Origin of the sequence: Rhodopseudomonas sp., assembly GCF_013377015.1 — a bacterium.
In the GTDB taxonomy this organism is placed as follows: domain Bacteria; phylum Pseudomonadota; class Alphaproteobacteria; order Rhizobiales; family Xanthobacteraceae; genus JARJEH01.
Genome location: NZ_JACABA010000005.1, coordinates 184064 through 200823, shown reverse-complemented (window position 1 = coordinate 200823; position 16760 = coordinate 184064). Strand labels below are relative to the sequence as shown.

General features: G+C 63.6%; 15 protein-coding genes. 12 read left to right on the top strand and 3 right to left on the bottom strand.

Annotated features, from left to right (window positions below; all coding sequences use genetic code 11):
- Positions 1–876 (bottom strand): branched-chain amino acid ABC transporter permease, encoded by an 876-nt coding sequence (locus HXX15_RS19760; RefSeq protein WP_296518132.1) that lies wholly within the window; start codon positions 874–876, stop codon positions 1–3.
- 92 nt (positions 877–968) lie between these two features.
- Complete coding sequence (locus tag HXX15_RS19755) at positions 969–2246, bottom strand: ABC transporter substrate-binding protein (RefSeq protein ID WP_296518130.1); 1278 nt, start codon at positions 2244–2246, stop codon at positions 969–971.
- A 152-nt stretch (positions 2247–2398) separates the two neighbouring features.
- Between HXX15_RS19755 and HXX15_RS19750 the strand changes: the two genes are divergently transcribed.
- From HXX15_RS19750 to HXX15_RS19695, 12 genes are all read left to right on the top strand, one after another.
- The gene (locus tag HXX15_RS19750) at positions 2399–2878 is read left to right on the top strand and encodes a flavin reductase family protein (RefSeq protein ID WP_296518127.1); all 480 of its coding nucleotides are present in this window, start codon (positions 2399–2401) and stop codon (positions 2876–2878) included.
- A 55-nt stretch (positions 2879–2933) separates the two neighbouring features.
- On the top strand, positions 2934–4136 hold the full coding sequence (locus HXX15_RS19745) for an acyl-CoA dehydrogenase family protein (protein WP_296518125.1): 1203 nt from the start codon (positions 2934–2936) through the stop codon (positions 4134–4136).
- 50 nt (positions 4137–4186) lie between these two features.
- Positions 4187–4597, top strand: coding sequence for a RidA family protein (locus tag HXX15_RS19740; protein WP_296518123.1), 411 nt, complete (start codon positions 4187–4189; stop codon positions 4595–4597).
- Positions 4598–4685: 88 nt separating this feature from the next.
- Positions 4686–5297: a Crp/Fnr family transcriptional regulator gene (locus HXX15_RS19735; RefSeq protein WP_296518121.1), complete on the top strand. Its 612-nt coding sequence runs from the start codon at positions 4686–4688 to the stop codon at positions 5295–5297.
- A gap of 43 nt (positions 5298–5340) precedes the next feature.
- Complete coding sequence (locus HXX15_RS19730) at positions 5341–6732, top strand: amidase family protein (protein ID WP_296518119.1); 1392 nt, start codon at positions 5341–5343, stop codon at positions 6730–6732.
- Positions 6733–7112: 380 nt separating this feature from the next.
- Complete coding sequence (locus HXX15_RS19725) at positions 7113–8333, top strand: MHYT domain-containing protein (RefSeq protein ID WP_296518118.1); 1221 nt, start codon at positions 7113–7115, stop codon at positions 8331–8333.
- A 206-nt stretch (positions 8334–8539) separates the two neighbouring features.
- Positions 8540–9403 carry a xanthine dehydrogenase family protein subunit M gene (locus tag HXX15_RS19720; RefSeq protein WP_296518116.1) on the top strand — a complete coding sequence of 288 codons (864 nt, stop codon included), beginning with the start codon at positions 8540–8542 and terminating at the stop codon, positions 9401–9403.
- 11 nt (positions 9404–9414) lie between these two features.
- Complete coding sequence (locus tag HXX15_RS19715; protein WP_296518115.1) at positions 9415–9915, top strand: (2Fe-2S)-binding protein; 501 nt, start codon at positions 9415–9417, stop codon at positions 9913–9915.
- Positions 9912–12335 carry an aerobic carbon-monoxide dehydrogenase large subunit gene (locus HXX15_RS19710; RefSeq protein WP_296518114.1) on the top strand — a complete coding sequence of 808 codons (2424 nt, stop codon included), beginning with the start codon at positions 9912–9914 and terminating at the stop codon, positions 12333–12335. The genes HXX15_RS19715 and HXX15_RS19710 overlap by 4 nt, the downstream gene beginning before the upstream one ends.
- Entirely contained in the window at positions 12335–13207 is an 873-nt protein-coding gene (locus HXX15_RS19705; protein WP_296518112.1) for a MoxR family ATPase, read from the top strand. The genes HXX15_RS19710 and HXX15_RS19705 overlap by 1 nt, the downstream gene beginning before the upstream one ends.
- Complete coding sequence (locus HXX15_RS19700; protein ID WP_296518111.1) at positions 13204–14409, top strand: VWA domain-containing protein; 1206 nt, start codon at positions 13204–13206, stop codon at positions 14407–14409. Before HXX15_RS19705 ends, HXX15_RS19700 begins: the two co-directional genes overlap by 4 nt.
- Positions 14410–14420: 11 nt before the next feature.
- Positions 14421–15257, top strand: a complete 837-nt coding sequence (locus HXX15_RS19695; protein WP_296518109.1) for an XdhC/CoxI family protein — start codon at positions 14421–14423, stop codon at positions 15255–15257.
- Positions 15258–15760: 503 nt separating this feature from the next.
- Here HXX15_RS19695 and HXX15_RS19690 read toward each other — a convergent pair.
- Positions 15761–16759: an FAD:protein FMN transferase gene (locus tag HXX15_RS19690; RefSeq protein WP_296518107.1), complete on the bottom strand. Its 999-nt coding sequence runs from the start codon at positions 16757–16759 to the stop codon at positions 15761–15763.
- Position 16760 lies beyond the last annotated feature (1 nt).

The following is a 16760-nucleotide window of genomic DNA, read 5'->3' as shown; positions in this document are numbered from 1 at the left end:
TCACACACGATCCGTGACCTTCACACCGAACAGACCGCGCGGCATGAAGAAGAGAATGAACAGGATAAGGATGAAGGGGATCGCATCTTTGTAGGAGGACGACAGAAAGCCGGCGCCGAACGCCTCGATAACGCCGACCAGAAGACCTCCGACCACCGCGCCAAGTCCGCTACCAAGACCGCCGACGACGGCGCCGACGAAACCCTTGAGGCCGAACATCACACCAGCGTCGAAAGAAGTCAGGGTGATCGGCGTGACCAGGATTCCGCCAAGCGCACCGATGCCGGCGGACATCGCAAAACTGATGAACAGCACCCGACCGGTATTGATGCCGACCAGTTCAGCGGCCCCGCGATTGAAGGAGGTCGCCAACATGGCTTTTCCGGACAGCGTGCGGTTGAAGAAATACCAAAGACCGAGCACCAGCAGTGCCGACACGCCGAGCACCCAAAGACTTTGCGGCATCAGCGTCGCGCCAAGAATCCGGATCGGTATATCGCCGGAGAACGCCGGCAGGCCATGGGATCCCTTCCCCAGCCAGACCTGGATGGCACCCCGGATCACCAGCGAGACGCCGATCGTGACAATAATCAAGGTGATGGTTTCGGCCCCTTTGATCGGTTCGATCGTCAGCCGCGCCATCAACAGTCCGGCCAAAGACGGGATCAGGACCGCGAGCGGCAGGGCGACTGCCATCGGCAGGCCGGCGTCGGTGAAATAGACGGCGAGCATGCCTCCGAGCATGATGAACTCGCCTTGAGCGAAGTTGATCACCCCGCTGGCGTTGTAGATGATGGTAAAACCGAGTGCCGCGAGTGCATAGGTGGCGCCTATCGTCAGACCGGAAAACAGATACTGAAGTAACTGGGCGAGCATCGACAGGCGCCTCCGCGGGGCAGGCTCGATCCGATGGAACGGCGCGCAGGTGAGGCCGGCGCGCCGCCGATAACCCGGCGAATGACGGATCTCTACTGGGCTTCCACCCAGGCTCCATTCTTTACTTCGAGCATGCGCAGCGACCACATATCAAGCCCCATGTGGTCCGCGGCCGTCATGTTCACTTCGCCGCCAGTGCCGATGTATTTCTTGGTTGCTTCGATCTGATCCCGGACCTTCTCCTTGTCGACGGTCCCGGCGCGCTTGACCGCGTCGACGACGATGAAGAAATTGTCGTGCGCTTGGCCGCCGAACATCGAGACATGCTCCTTCCAGCGCCCCTCAAAGGCTTTGACATAAGCACTCACCACCGGCTTCTGCGGATCGCTGTTCGGCAACTTGTCGGCGATCATCAGCGCCGGCGCCAGCGCGCGAACGCCCTCCGCCGCCGGGCCCGCCAGCTTGATGAACTCCTCGGAACCCACGCCGTGAGCGTGATAGACCGGCAGGGTGATGCCAAGCTGCTTGATGTTCTTGGTCACGATCGCAGGGCCCTGACCGAAACCGAACACGAAGATCGCTTCGACGCCAGGTGTGTTGCGGATCTTGGTGAGCTGCGGACTGGCGTCAGTGTCCTTGGGACCGTAGGTCTCGTTGGCGACCAGCGTGATGCCGTATTTGGCGACGACCAACTCGGTCTGCGCCTTGCCCGATTGACCAAAGCCGGCAGTATCGGAGAGCAGCGCAATCTTGGTGATTCCGTGCTTCTTCATGTCCGTCAGCACGCGCTCAGCGGCGATACGATCCGTGGTGGACGCCTTGAACACCCATTTCTTGACCGGTTCGACCACGACCACGGCGCCCGCGAGAGACATGAACGGCACGCCGGCCTTCTCGATCAACGGCACCATGGACATCGTTGACCCGGTGGTGGTCCCGCCGACGATGAAGTCGACCTTGTCATCCTCGATCAAGCGCTTGGCGAATGCGTTCGCCTTGTTGGCGTCGCTGCCATCGTCATAGTGCACCAGTTGCAGAGGCCGCCCCAGCAACCCGCCCTGGTTGTTGAGATCATCGACATACATCTGCAGGGTTTTCAATTCCGGATCGCCGAGGAAGGCAGCCGGGCCGGTGACCGAGAGGACGGAGCCGACCTTGATCGGATCGGCGGCAATCGCCGAACTCATCACGCCGATGGCGAGCGCAATGCCGCCAATCGTCATCTTAAGCATACCTCGCATACTGCGAACTCCCCGTTGAGGCGCGTCAAAGGAGGAACGGTCGACGCGCGGCAGTAACCGTTCCGGTGCTTCCCCATGCCACGTCCCCGTTGTTCCGGGACCGAGCGTCGGAAACGACGAAGTAGTCAATCTAGGTAGCGACCTCAGGCAAGTCTGTATCGTCATATACAAAACTTCCGCCGCCGAACCTGCCGGCGCCGTATCCGCGGATACAGACATTGCCGTGCGTCGGGCCCTAGAGTGAGCAAGAATTCAGCACGCCAGCTCTGGTGGAGGCCGCCATGCTCACCCCGCAACAGCGATTCCGCACCCTGATGGGGCGGTTCGTCACCGGCGTCACCGTGATCGCCGCGAGGACCGAAGACGGCGTCGCGGCGATCACCGCCAACGCCGTCACCGCTGTCAGCCTCGATCCCTTGCTGCTCCTTGTCTGCGTCCGAAACGAGAGCCGGCTGCTGCCCATAATGCTTCAGAAAGGCGCGTTTTCGGTCAACGTGCTCGCCGCCGGGCAGGACGACATTTCCCGCCACTACGGCGGCTCACCGCAAGACCAATCTCCCGCGCAATGGATCTTGAACGACATGGCACCCGTACTGGTTGGGGCCAACGCGTCCTTCGCCTGTCGCGTCGACACGGCGCACCGGGCGGGCGACCACACCGTCATCTACGGCGCCGTCGTCGAGATGGCCGCCGCCGACCCGGTGGCGCCGGCGCTGATCTATGCAGCCGGCAAATACGGCGACGTAGCCCTCGCCGCCTGATGCAACATTTCTCACCACCGTCGCTGTCTGATCCGTTAAATTTTGCGAGGAGTTCATGAATCAGATTTCCGTATCGGCCGCTCCCACCGCCGACTCGCTCATCGCGTCGGCCCGCGACCTCATTCCGCTGCTGAAGGAAGTCGGTGCCAGCCACGACTCCAGCAAGCGGATTTCGGACGATGTCGCGCGGCGGCTGCGCGAAGCTGGTTTCTTTCGTATCTGTCAGTCGGTCGAGAACGGCGGCTACGGCATGCGACCTTCGGTGCTGTGGCGCGTGGCACGGGAAATCGCTCGCGGCGACAGCGCCACCGCCTGGATCCTGAGCCTGGCCGGCCTGCACCCCTGGATGGCCGGGATGTTCCCGGTCGCCGCGCAAGACGAAGTGTTCCACGGCGGCAAGGACGCGGTGGTGATCGCGCTAACGGGCAATGTCGGCCGCGGCGTTGACGCCGTTCTCGAGGACGGACACTACTGCATCACTGGCAAGTGGACCTATGCGTCGGGCATCGACGTGGCGGATTGGGCAGCCGTACTGGTCGAGGTCCCAACCCAGGAGGGCGGCAAGGAACAGCGTCTCCTGCTCGTCCCGCAAGCGAGCTTCCGGATCGATCACGATAGCTGGAACGTTTTCGGAATGCAGGGCACCGGCAGCAAGGACGTCTATCTGAGCGACGAACGCGTCCCCGCTTATCGAACGCTGAAGTGGCTGGACCTGCAACGCGCGCAGGTGCCCGGCACCGAGCGCAACCGCGGCCCGATGTACAGCATCCCGCATACCAGCCTGTTCGTAATGTCGGTCGCGGCGCCGATCGTCGCCGTCGCTTCGGGATTGCTGGATATCTACATCGAGACGGTGAAGAAGCGGATCCCCGCCGGCCTCAACTCGCCGCAGACCGAAGACCGGTTCTCGCTGGCCGAACTCGGCAAGGCGGCAAGCAAGATCGACATGGCTTTCAACCAGCTCATGCATGACGTCGATGAAATGTGGGACCAGGCCGTTGCCGGCAAGGAATTCAGCATCGAACAGCGAACCCGCTATCGCGCCAACGGTCCCACCATCTGCGACACGGCGCTGGCCGCGAGCAACGATCTGGTTCGAAACCTCGGCGGCAGCCTGCTGCCGCTCGGGCCGGTCGAACGCTACTTCCGCGACCTGCACAGCATGGCCGCGCACTTCCTGATGCAGGCCAACCCGGCTGCCGAACTCTACGGGCGCGCGCTGCTTGGAATGCCGCTGCCGCCCAACGCACGTATCTGATCCTTGCTATCTCCCGATCCCATCCGTAAAACTCAATTGAGGTCAATTCGATGAGCAAGATTCAACGCCTGCGCCTACCGGAAAATGATCCGACCTTCGGCGGCAACAAGGTCTTCGACCTGTTCAAATATTCGCCAGCCGTGAAGGCCAACGGGCTGGTCTTCATCGCCGGCCAGGTTGGCATTCGTCCGGACGGCACGGTGCCGGAAACCGCGGCGGAACAGATTCGCCTGGCCTTCACCCGGCTCGGCGCCATCCTCAAGCATGAGGGCCTGGGTTTCCAGGATCTGGTTGAGTTGGTATCCTATCATGTCCGGATCGACGAACAATTGACCGTGTTCCGGGAGATCAAGGATGAGTTCATCACCAGCGACTTTCCCGCCTGGACCATCCTCGGTATCGCGTCGTTGGCTCGCCCCAACATGCTGATCGAAATCAAGGCCGTCGCCGCCGCGAGGTAATCCGATTCGCTCCCCACGGAAGATTGGCGCCCTGCCCAGATCGCGCTCCACCGAAACTTGGCGGATCGACAATGCTGTCGCCGGTCCCTTGATTCGGGCGGCGCATCTTGGCAAGCGACGCACTTATCAGAAGGGTGAGTCTCTCTATCATCAGGGTGAGATCGACTCCCGCTTCTATTTCATCCTGAAGGGGCGCGTTCAAATCTCCGCCTTCCGGCAGGATGGTTCGGAATTCGTCCTCGAGGTGATGGGGCAATGGGCGATCTGCGGCGAAGGCGCCGCCTTCGATGGTCGTCCGCGCTTTTCCTCCGCCGTTGCCCTCGAGGACACCGAGGTCATCGCCTTCGACGCCAACGGCATGGCAGAAATCTTTCGGGGATTTCCCGAATTTGCGGTGGCGCTGCTGCGCATCACATCGATGAAGCAGCGCGTGCTTGGCATCCGCGCGCAGTATCTGGCTTCGCCCAAGCCAGAGAACCGTATCGCCGAGCTCCTGACCCGGTTCGCCGAACTCTATGGTGTTTCGGAGAACGGCGTCACGGTGATCGGCATCTCACTCACCCACGAGCAGATCGCCGCCATGACCGGGGCCTCGCGGGTGACGGTAACGCGCACGCTCAAGCGCCTTCGCGGTGAAGGTGTGATTGAGGTCAAAGGCAAGCAATTGCGCATCATCGACCCTGCTCGGCTGATGCTCTGAGTCCCGGCCGCCAAATACGGCCATGTCGCTTGGGAAGCCATCGGTGATCCATCAGCAATCCTTCGCGGAGCTACGCCGCCAGTATCGACGAGGTGAGTTGTCGCCCGTCGACGTCACTCGCTCAGCGCTTGAACATGCCGAGCGGGTAGCAGCGCCGACCAATGCCTTCGCGCTGCTCGATCCGGATCGCGCACTGGCCGCAGCCCATCGCTCGCAGCAGCGCTGGCGGTCCGGGCAGCCGACTGGCGACCTCGATGGGATGCCGGTAACGGTCAAGGAATTTGCGGCTGTACAAGGCTGGCCGACCCGGCGCGCTTCGCTGACCACCTCGACTGCACCGGCGCCCGCGAGCACGGTGTTCGTCGCCCGCCTCGAAGCGGCTGGCGCCGTATTGCTCGGAAAAACCAGAGCGCCGGAATTCAACTGGAAGGGCGTCACCGACAGCCCCGGCTTCGGCATCACCCGCAATCCATGGAACCTTGACCTGACTCCGGGAGGCAGCAGCGGCGGTTGCGCCGCCGCCGTCGCCGCCGGGGTGGTGCGCGTCTCGTTCGGCAGCGATGCTGGCGGCTCGGTGCGAATTCCCGCCGCCTTCAGCGGCATCCTCGGTCTCAAGCCCACTTTCGGCCTGATCCCGGTGGTGCCGTTTCCGAGCCACTTTTCCAACACGGCGCATGTCGGCCCTCTGGGGATCAGCAGCACCGACATGATCGAAGCGCTGCAGATCGTTGGCGGCAGTTCGGCGAGCGACTGGACTTCGGTGAGTGAGAGCGCCGAAGCACGCGCTGCCGGCGAGTCTCCGATCGAAAATCTGCGCATCGGGTTGCTCGATCCCGCGCAATGGAGCGACTCCGCTCCCATCGTGCGGGCCGGTGTCGATCTCGTCGCGGCAACACTTCGTGCCGAAGGGCTTCACCTGCGCGAGGTAGATTTCGACGTTCGTAACGCATCTGTAGTCGGACAAGAACTGTACGAGCTCGCTTGCGCCCAGATCGTGCGCGGGATCGCCGCCAAGGACCGCGCGCTGCTCGATCCGGCTCTGGTCGAATGCGCCGATGCGGTCGGCGAACCTGACCTGCAGGACTACTTTGCCCTGATGCAGCGCCGCGACGCGCATGGGGCGGCACTCGCCGCCCTGTTCGAGACGGTGGATGTGCTGCTGATGCCTACTGTGCCGATCACCGCCTTCGGCGCCGGCCGCAACGTTCCCGAGGGCTGGCACGATCCGAACTGGTTTTCGTGGAACCCCTACACGCCGGCCTTCAACGGACTGCATGCCCCAGCGCTGTCTTACCCGGTATGGCCGGCGGGTGCGGATCTGCCAGTGGGTGTTCAGCTTGTCGCTCGCAAACTGAGCGACCGCCGACTGCTTCGTCTGGCCGCTTGGCTGGAAACACGCATTCCGATTCGCCTATCGCCTTTGGCGGAAGAGTAAGTCGAGCATCCGGCCGAGCCGTGACCTGAGCCTGGCTGGGCTTTGAGGTTTCGAGCCACGACATTCCGGATTCGAAAAAGACCAATGAAATATCGAGATAATTTCTGCAAATTTCCCGAAATTTCCGATTGGAGACTTTTGAAGCGATACGCTGCAATTGTTCGAGCGACCGGCAATTTCGCGAATAGCGATACCCGCGGCTCTCTTGGTCTCTGCCCCGGCTTTGACAAGGAGCGGAGCTTGCACGTTCGATTGGTGGATCTGCTCGCATAGCGCGCTCACCCCGGGCAGCCGTCTATACGTTGTCATCTCGGTCATCGACCATATAAGATTCCGTGCGGGAGGTGGCACGCCCGTAGAAACGGGCGGCCAACACGATCATGTTCGCAGGACACGATCCTTATCTCGTTGCGCTGTCGGTGGTGATCGCAATTCTGGGCGGTTACACCGGCTTCGGCCTCGCCGCGCGGATTCGCGGCACGCCGGGCGTCAGCCCGCGCACCCTGCTGGCGGGGGCGGCGTCCTTCCTGGCAATCGGGATCTGGACGATGCATTTCATCGGCATGCTGGCGGCGCCGATCCCGGCCGACACCCTCTATCTGGTGCTGCCGACCATTGTCTCGTTCCTGATCTGCGCGCTGGTGGTCGGCGTCTCGCTGTTCTTCGTCAGCATCGGCGATCCGTCGCTGCTGCGGGTGGCGTCCTCCGCAGTGCTGCTCGGCGCCGGGATCGCCAGCATGCATTATGTCGGGATTCACGGGCTGGCCGGCAATTTCGCAATCGAGCACGATGTCTCGATGATCGTGCTGTCGCTGCTGATCGCGATCGTCACCGCCTATGGCGGGCTGCGGGTATTCCTGGCCAGGCAGGACGGCCTGCCGCTGCTGGTCAGCGCGGTAGCGTTCGGACTTGCGGTGTCCGGCATGCATTACACTGCGATGTACGGCATGCATTTCGTGCCGCTGTCGGAGACCGCGCACCGCCATCTCGGCGGGCTCGCCGCATCGCAGCAAGTGCTGGCGCTGGTCGTCGCACTGCTGTGCTTCGTCATCGCGGCTGGCTTCCTGCTGTCGCTGGTGCCGGATTCGCGCCGTCAGCCGGCGCGGGCGCTGAGTTCCCACAGCGTGGCGCCAGCGATGTTCGCGCAGCCCGAAATTGCGCCCGCAGAGCCGAGGCCGGGCGCGGCGTCAGGGCAGCGCGTGATCTCGGCCCCGCTCGGCGGCCTCGGTCAACCGCGTCCGGTGCCGGCATCGCGACTGCCGGTCGAGGGCGCCGACGGCACCCACTTTATCGACTCCACCGACGTTCGCAGCATCCGCGCCGACGCTCATTATACGAGGGTGCACGACGGCACCCGCGAGCGAATGTGCCCATGGTCGATTTCCGAGGCTGAAGCCCAGCTCGACCCCAGCCTGTTCGTGCGCGTGCACCGTAGCCATATCGTGGCGATTCCGCACGTGTCCTTCGTGCGCAAGGAGGGCGACGGCGCCATTATAGAGCTCGGCGGCGCCTCGCCGCACCGCGTGCCGGTCAGCCGCGCCAAGATCGCCGAGGTCAAGGCGCGGCTCGGGCTCCAGAAACGCAGCGCAGCATCGCATTGATTCCCGGATAGGTCATTTGGGCTGACGCAGTTCGTGCGCAAAGGCCCGCAACTCGTGAAAATTCATCGCGACTTGTGTCGACGTCGCCGGCGCCGACTTGCGCGGAAAATTCGCAGCTATCAGCCTAGCCGCAACGTCCGCGCGCAATCGGCAACGCGCCTCGCGCAGCGGGACGATCAGGGACGAGACCAAGGGGAGGACCAGCGATGATTCCTGGCTCATTCAGCTATCACCGGCCCGCGAGCGTGGCCGATGCGATAAAATTGCTATCGTCGCTGGGCGACGAAGCCCGCCCGTTGGCCGGCGGCCACAGCCTGATCCCGATGATGAAATTGCGGCTGGCCAGCCCCGACCATCTGGTCGACCTGCACGGCATCGCCGCTCTCAAGGGTATTCACCGCGACGGCGATCGGGTCAGCATTGGAGCCATGACGACCCAACACGAGTTGCTGGCCTCGGACGAAATCGCCCGGTCGTTGCCGATTCTGCACGAAACCGCGTTGCTGATCGCCGATCCCCAAGTGCGCTATATGGGCACGATCGGCGGCAATGTCGCCAATGGCGATCCCGGCAACGACATGCCGGCGCTGATGATGACACTGGGTGCCAGCTACAGGCTCGAAGGACCGAACGGCGCCCGCGAGGTCGTGGCCTCCGAATTCTACCAGGGCGCCTATTTCACCGCGCTGGAGCCCGGCGAAATCCTGACATCGATCTCGATTCCCGTCCCCGCCGCCGGGCACGGCTACGCCTACGAGAAACTGAAGCGCAAAATCGGCGACTACGCTACCGCGGCGGCAGCCGTGGTGCTGACGATGTCGGGTGGCAAGGTCGCCAGCTGTGCGATCGGCCTGACCAATGTCCACGAGACCCCGCTGCTCGCCACCGAGGCGGCGCGGCTGGTGGTCGGCACCAGCCTCGATCCGGCCACCCTGAAGCAGGCGGCGGCCGCCGCGGTCGCGATTATGGCGCCGGCCGCAGATGCGCGCGGTCCGGTCGAATACCGCAAGCATGTCGGCGGCATCATGGTGACGCGGGCGCTGACGCGCGCCGCCGCACTGACGAAGTAAGGGAGAACCCAATGGCAAAGACCCATGTCACGATGAAGGTGAACGGCGCCGAGGTCGAAGGCCTGGTGGAGCCGCGCACGCTGTTGGTGCACTTCATCCGGGAAAACCTGCAGCTCACCGGGACCCATATCGGCTGCGAGACCACGCATTGCGGCGCCTGCACTGTCGATCTCGACGGCATGTCGGTGAAGAGCTGCACCATCTTCGCGGTGCAGGCTGAGGGCGCCTCGATCACCACGATCGAGGGCGTCGCCAACGCCGACGGCACGCTATCGGCGCTGCAGGAAGGTTTCCGGATGATGCACGGGCTGCAATGCGGCTTCTGCACCCCCGGCATGATTCTGCGCGCGCAGCGCCTGCTGCAGGAAAACCCATCGCCGACCGAGGCGGAAATCCGGATGGGGATCTCCGGCAACATCTGCCGCTGCACCGGCTATCAGAACATCGTCAAGGCGATCCAGTACGCCGCCGCCAAGATCAATGGCGTTCAATACCAGGAGGCAGCGGAATGAACGACATGACTCCCACGCGGGAACAACGCGAAGCCAAGCTCGAAGGCATGGGCTGCAAGCGCAAGCGGGTCGAGGACGCCCGCTTCACCCAGGGCAAGGGCAACTATGTCGACGATCTGAAACTGCCCGGCATGCTGCACGGCGATTTCGTCCGCTCGCCGCATGCCCATGCGCGGGTGAAATCGATCAATTCGGAAGCAGCGATGAAGATCCCGGGCGTGCTGGCCGTGATCACCGCCGAGACACTGAAGACCGTCAATCTCGCCTGGATGCCGACGCTGGCCGGCGACGTGCAGATGGTGCTGGCCGACGGCAAGGTGCTGTTCCAGAATCAGGAAGTCGCTTTCGTGGTCGCCACCGACCGCTACGCCGCCGATGACGGCATCAACGCGGTCGAGGTCGAATACGAGCCGCTGCCGGTGGTGATCGATCCGTTTCACGCGATGGATGCCGATGCCCCCGTGCTGCGCGAGGATCTCGCCGGCAAGACCACCGGCGCGCACGGACCGCGCAAGCACCACAACCATGTGTTCGAATGGACCGTGGGCGACAAGGATCTGACCGACGCCGCGTTCCGCAAGGCCGACGTGACCATCAAGGAGATGATCTCCTATCACCGCACCCATCCCTCGCCGCTGGAAACCTGCCAGTGCGTCTGCTCGTTCGACAAGATCAGCGGCGAGCTGTCGATCTGGGGCACCTTCCAGGCGCCGCATGTGATCCGCACCGTGGTGGCGCTGATCGCGAAAATTCCGGAGCAGAAGATTCATGTGATCTCGCCGGACGTCGGCGGCGGCTTCGGCAACAAGGTCGGCGCCTATCCGGGCTACATCTGCGCGGCGGTGGCCTCGATCGTCACCGGCAAGCCGGTGAAATGGGTCGAGGACCGGATCGAAAACCTCACCGCCACCTCGTTCGCCCGCGACTATCACATGACCACCGAACTCGCCGCCACCAAGGACGGCAAGGTCACCGGGCTACGCGTCCACGTGCTGGCCGATCATGGCGCGTTCGACGCCTGCGCCGATCCGTCGAAATGGCCGGCCGGCTTCTTCAACATTGTCACCGGCTCCTACGACATCCCGACCGCGCATGTATCGGTCGACGGCATCTACACCAACAAGGCGCCCGGTGGCGTCGCCTATCGCTGCTCGTTCCGGGTGACGGAGGCGGCCTATTGCATCGAACGCGGCATGGATATCCTGGCGCAGAAGCTCGGCATGGACCCCGCCGAACTGCGCTTGAAGAATTTCATCAAGGCCGAGCAGTTTCCCTATCACTCCGCGCTGGGCTGGGAATATGATTCCGGCGACTACCACACCGCGATGAAGAAGATGATGGAGAGCGTCGACTATGCCGGGCTGCGCCGCGAACAGGCCAGTCTGCGCGAGGCGTTCAAGCGCGGCGAGACCCGGGAGATCATGGGCGTCGGCGTGTCGTTCTTCACCGAGATCGTCGGCGCCGGCCCTTCGAAAAACTGCGACATTCTCGGCATCGCGATGTTCGATAGCTGCGAAATTCGGCTGCACCCAACCGGCGCGGGTATCGCCCGGGTCGGCAGCAAGAGCACCGGTCAGGGGCATGAGACCACCTGGGCGCAGATCATCGCCACCGAGATCGGGATTCCCGCCGACGACATCAAGATCGAGGAAGGCAACACCGACACCGCGCCCTATGGGCTCGGCACCTACGGCTCGCGCTCGACGCCGGTGGCAGGCGCCGCGATTGCGATGGCGGCGCGGAAGATCAAGGCGAAGGCGCAGATGATCGCGGCCTGGCTCTTGGAAGTCCACGAAGACGATCTGGAATGGGATATCGACGGTTTCCGGGTCAAGGGATTGCCGGAGAAGTTCAAGTCGATGAAGGATCTGTGCTGGGCCGCCTATCACGCGGTGCCGCCCGGCATGGAGCCGGGGCTGGAAGCGGTGAGCTACTACGATCCGCCCAACATGACCTATCCGTTTGGTGCCTATATCTGCGTGATGAACATCGACGTCGACACCGGCGTCTACAAGATCCGCCGCTTCTACGCGCTGGACGATTGCGGCACCCGGATCAACCCGATGATCATCGAGGGCCAGATCCATGGCGGCCTCACCGAAGCCTTCGCCATCGCGATGGGCCAGGAGATCCGCTACGATGACGCCGGCAACGTCGTCACCGGCTCGTTCATGGATTTCTTCATGCCGACCGCGGTCGAAACCCCGCATTGGGAAACCGACTTCACCGTGACGCCCTCGCCGCATCATCCGATCGGCGCGAAGGGCGTCGGCGAAAGCCCGAATGTCGGCGGCGTGCCGGCATTTTCCAACGCGGTCAACGACGCCTTCTCGTTCCTGGGTTCGACGCATATCCAGATGCCGCACGACTTCTGGCGCAACTGGCAGGCGGCGAAGAACCTCGGCGCGCTGGCGGCGTAATGAAGGACCGCGACCAGATCGCGGAACGGCTCGCCGTCGCCGGCTATATTGCCGATGGCGAGCTGGCCACCGCGGTCTCGCTGATGCAATTGTTGAAGCGTCCGCTGCTGCTGGAAGGCGAAGCCGGCGTCGGCAAGACCGAGGTCGCGAAGGCGCTGGCTTCGCTGCACGGCACCGAGCTGATCCGGCTGCAATGCTATGAGGGGCTGGATCAATCCGCGGCGCTTTATGAATGGAACTACCAGCGGCAATTACTGGCAATCCAGGCGCATCAGGGTCAGGGCGCGTCCGCGATCGAGGATCAGATTTTTTCTGAGAAGTATCTCCTGGAACGGCCGCTGCTCGCGGCGATCCGGCGAGCAAAACCGCCGGTGTTGCTGATCGACGAGGTCGATCGCGCCGACGAGGAATTCGAAGCGTTCCTGCTGGAACTGTTGAGCGACTTCCAGGTCTCGATCCCCGAGCTCGGCACCATCGTGGCGACCTCGATCCCGCATGTGGTGCTGACCTCGAACGGCACCCGTGAACTGTCCGACGCGTTGCGAAGGCGCTGCCTCTATCACTATGTCGACTATCCCGACGTCGATCGCGAGGCCCGTATCATCATGGCGCGGGTCGCCGGCGCCGGCGCGTCGTTGTCGTTGCAGATCGCCCGACTGGTCGAATCGATCCGCAAGGAGGATCTGCGCAAGGTGCCGGGCGTCGCCGAAACGCTGGATTGGGCGGCCGCATTGGTCGGGCTCGACGTTCGCGACCTGCACGATGCACCGGACACCGTGCACGAGACCTTGATGTGCCTGCTGAAAACCCATGAGGACAAGGCGAAGTTCAAGCCGGAAGTCACCGCGCGGCTCTTGGGGAAGGTGGCATGAGCTGCTGCGGCGCGCCTCCCACGCTCGAAGAGATGGACCAGGTCTCCCGCCTGATCTCGCAGAGGCTCGCGGCGTTCCTGCGCACGCTGCGCGATGCCGCCTTCCCGGTCGGATTGCGCGAGGGCCAGGACGCCGCCTCGCTGATCGCCGCCGGCTATGCCGAAAAGCCCGCGCTGCTGCGCGCGGCATTCAAATCGCTGTTCTCGGCGCGCAAATCGGACTGGGACAAGTTCGACGGCATCTTCGATGCGTTCTGGCTGGGCACGCGGGTGCGATCGCGCTCGCTCACCACCGGCTCGACGAAAGCCGCCAACAATCCGTCGCTGAAGAGCCTGCAGGACATCTCGCAGCAGCGCGGCACGCAGGCCGCGACCGACCAGATTCCATCGACCGACGACGCCTCCGACAATCAGGCCGGCGACGGCCGCAGCGAAGGCGCCTCGCGCACGGAGAGTCTTGCCGAGACGGATTTCCGCAAGCTCGCCAATCCGGCAGGGATCGAACAGGCGCATGCCGTCGCCGCGCGGCTTGCCAAGGCGATGCGGACGCGGCTGACGCGTCGCGATCTGGCGCGCCGGCGCGGCTATCGGCTCGATCTGCGGCGCACCATCCACGCCAATATCAGCGATGGCGGCGTGCTGATCCATTTGGTGAAACGCCAGCACAAGCCGAAGCCGCTGCGACTCGTCATCCTGCTCGACGCCTCCGGCTCGATGAGCATGTACACCGGCGTGTTCCTGCGTTTCATCCACGGCGTGCTCGACGAATTCCGCGAGGCCGAGGCGTTCTTGTTTCACACCAGGCTCGCCCACGTCTCCGACGCGATGAAGGACAAGGATGCCGCGCGCGCGCTGGATCGGCTGTCGATGCTGGCGCAGGGTGCCGGCGGCGGGACCAAAATCGGGGAATCGCTGCAGACGTTCAATCGCTGGCACGCCCCCCGGGTGATCCATTCGCGGACTTGCGTGATGATCGTGTCGGACGGCTACGAGACCGGCGACGCCTCCCTGCTCGGCCGCGAGATGGCGCAATTGGCGCGGCGCTGCCGCCGCATCGTCTGGCTCAATCCGATGATCGGCTGGGAGGGCTATGCGCCGGAAGCCGCCGGCATCAAGGCCGCCCTGCCTTATGTCGATCTCTACGCGCCCGCGCATACTTTGAAGAGTCTCGCCGCGCTCGAACCCTATCTGGCAAAACTGTGACGGAGGTGCCGATGACCGTCCATGTCGACGTGATGGATCTGGTATCCGAACTGAAGGCCGCGGAGCAAAGCTTCGTGCTCGCCACCGTGGTCCGCACCGTCTCGGTCACGGCGGCGAAGGCTGGCGCCAAGGCCGTGATCCGTCCGGACGGATCGATCGCCGCCGGCTGGATCGGCGGCGGCTGCGCCCGTGGCGCGGTGCTGAAAGCGGCGCGCGAAGCGCTGGCCGATGGCCAGCCGCGGATGGTCTCGGTGCAGCCGGAAAACCTGCTCGCCGAACTCGGCGTCCGGCCGGGCGACGATCGCGACGGCGTACGCTTCGCCAGCAACATGTGCCCGAGCAAGGGCACCATGGACATCTTCGTCGAACCGGTGCTGCCGCATCCCTCGCTGGTCGTGCTCGGCGCCAGCCCGGTTGCGATGGCTCTGGCTACGCAGGCGCGCCAGCTCGGTTACCACGTCACTGTGGCCGCGCCAGCGGGCGACCGGGCGGCTGCGCCAGACGCGGATATGTTGATCGATGGCTATCAACTCGAAGACCTGAATCAGACGATGCGGTTCATCGTGGTGTCGACACAAGGCAAGGGCGACGAAGCGGCACTGCGCTCGGCGGTGTCAATCGACGCCCTGTATCACGCGTTCGTCGGCAGCCGCCGCAAGATGACCGCCCTGCGCAAGAAGCTGATCGCGGATGGCATCGACGCATTGACCATCGACCGCATCAAGGCGCCTGCCGGTCTCGATCTCGGCGCCATCACGCCGGAAGAGATCGCTATGTCGATTTTGGCGGAGATCACGATTGAGCGACGGCGCGGGCAACGGGCCATAGCGCCAGTCCCCGCGAGATGATTCGATATATGGCGGGCTGAATCTAACAATGAATCTCGTCCGAGAGATCTCTAGCTGAAGCACTTCCCCTAGCAATTCCAGATGCGCGATTCTTGTCCGATTTGGAGTCTTTGTCTTCCCATTGGGCGTCTCACATCGACCGCCGCCAGTAACCCGCAGTGGTTCTGTTCTCCGGTCTCCGGAGCTTAGGCATCGATTAGAGAACCCACTGTCTGCCAGGCATTTCTTCATTTGGAGAAGAATTCGAAACTCCCTGGCTGGCGACGCAGTGCTGATCGCACCTGCCTCCGCACAAATTCCCTGCAAACAGGGAATTTTGCAGGGAACCGTGTGAATTCGAGAATGTCGGAGTCGATTGAACGATCCTCAGTCCCTCTGCCGCAGCGACATCCCATGCGTCCCTAGAGAAAATTTCAGGGAAATTAGTTCAAAGAACAGGGAATTCGTGCACAACGGCAGGGTGTAGACCGGCATCTAATTCAATTTTGGGAGGCTGACGAGCCTCAGGCTCCGCAAGTAGTCAATCTACCATTCAAATCGACGACGCGAGCCTGCACGCCCCGTCGTGACCGCACGATCTCCTCGACTCGATACAGCGACATCAGGCTCAAAGCCGTAGAGAGCGCGTCCGCCTCCGTGGCGGTTGGCGCGAGCACGCTGATCGTGCGGTACAGCGCGGGGCTGCGTCCCGTGGCCGGGTCGAACAGATGGGTAAACCGGCCATCGCGGTCGAAGCGGAAGCCGGCCGCGGCCGTGGTTGCGACGGCACGGTCGATAATCTCGACTGTCTCGGTCAATGCACCGGGTTTTTCCGGATCGGCGAGGCCGATACGCCACGGCGCGCCGTCCGGCCGCGCACCGATCGCGCGGATCTCGCCCATATCGACTAGCGTCGTCGAGAGGCCCGCGCCGCGCAACAGTTCGACCACGCGATCGGTCGCAAAACCCTGCGCGATTCCGTTCAGCGTCAACGCTGCGCCGCGTTTGAGCAGGACGACGCGGTCGGCCGTGACGCGCAGCCCGTCGTGGCCCACCTTCGCCAAGGCTTCAGCCAGCCTTGCCGGAGCCGGTCCCGCGGGATCCGGACGTTCCGATGAGAAATGCTCTTCATAGAGACGCCACAGTGGCTGCACCGTGGGATCGAACGCGCCACCGGTAAGGTCGGCGAAGTCGAGCGATGCCCGCAGCAGCGTCACCATGTCGACGTCGGGCGCCACAAGGACGCCGCTGCGATTGAGTTCGCAGATCGCGGAATCCGGCTGGTACAAGCTGAATTGTCGTTCTAGCCGCCGCACCTCGCGCAGACTCAGGTCGATCAACCGCGCCGCCTCGACGCGATCCGGATGATGGATCTCGATCGAAACTTGCGCGCCGAGGGCCGTACCCTGCCAGCGTACGGGCTCGCCGGCGCGTGCAGCGCGCGCGCTTCCCAGAACGACCGACCCGGCGGCGGCCGCTGCAATTGTGATCATCCGTCGGCGGGTGAGAGCTTGGTTCAGCATC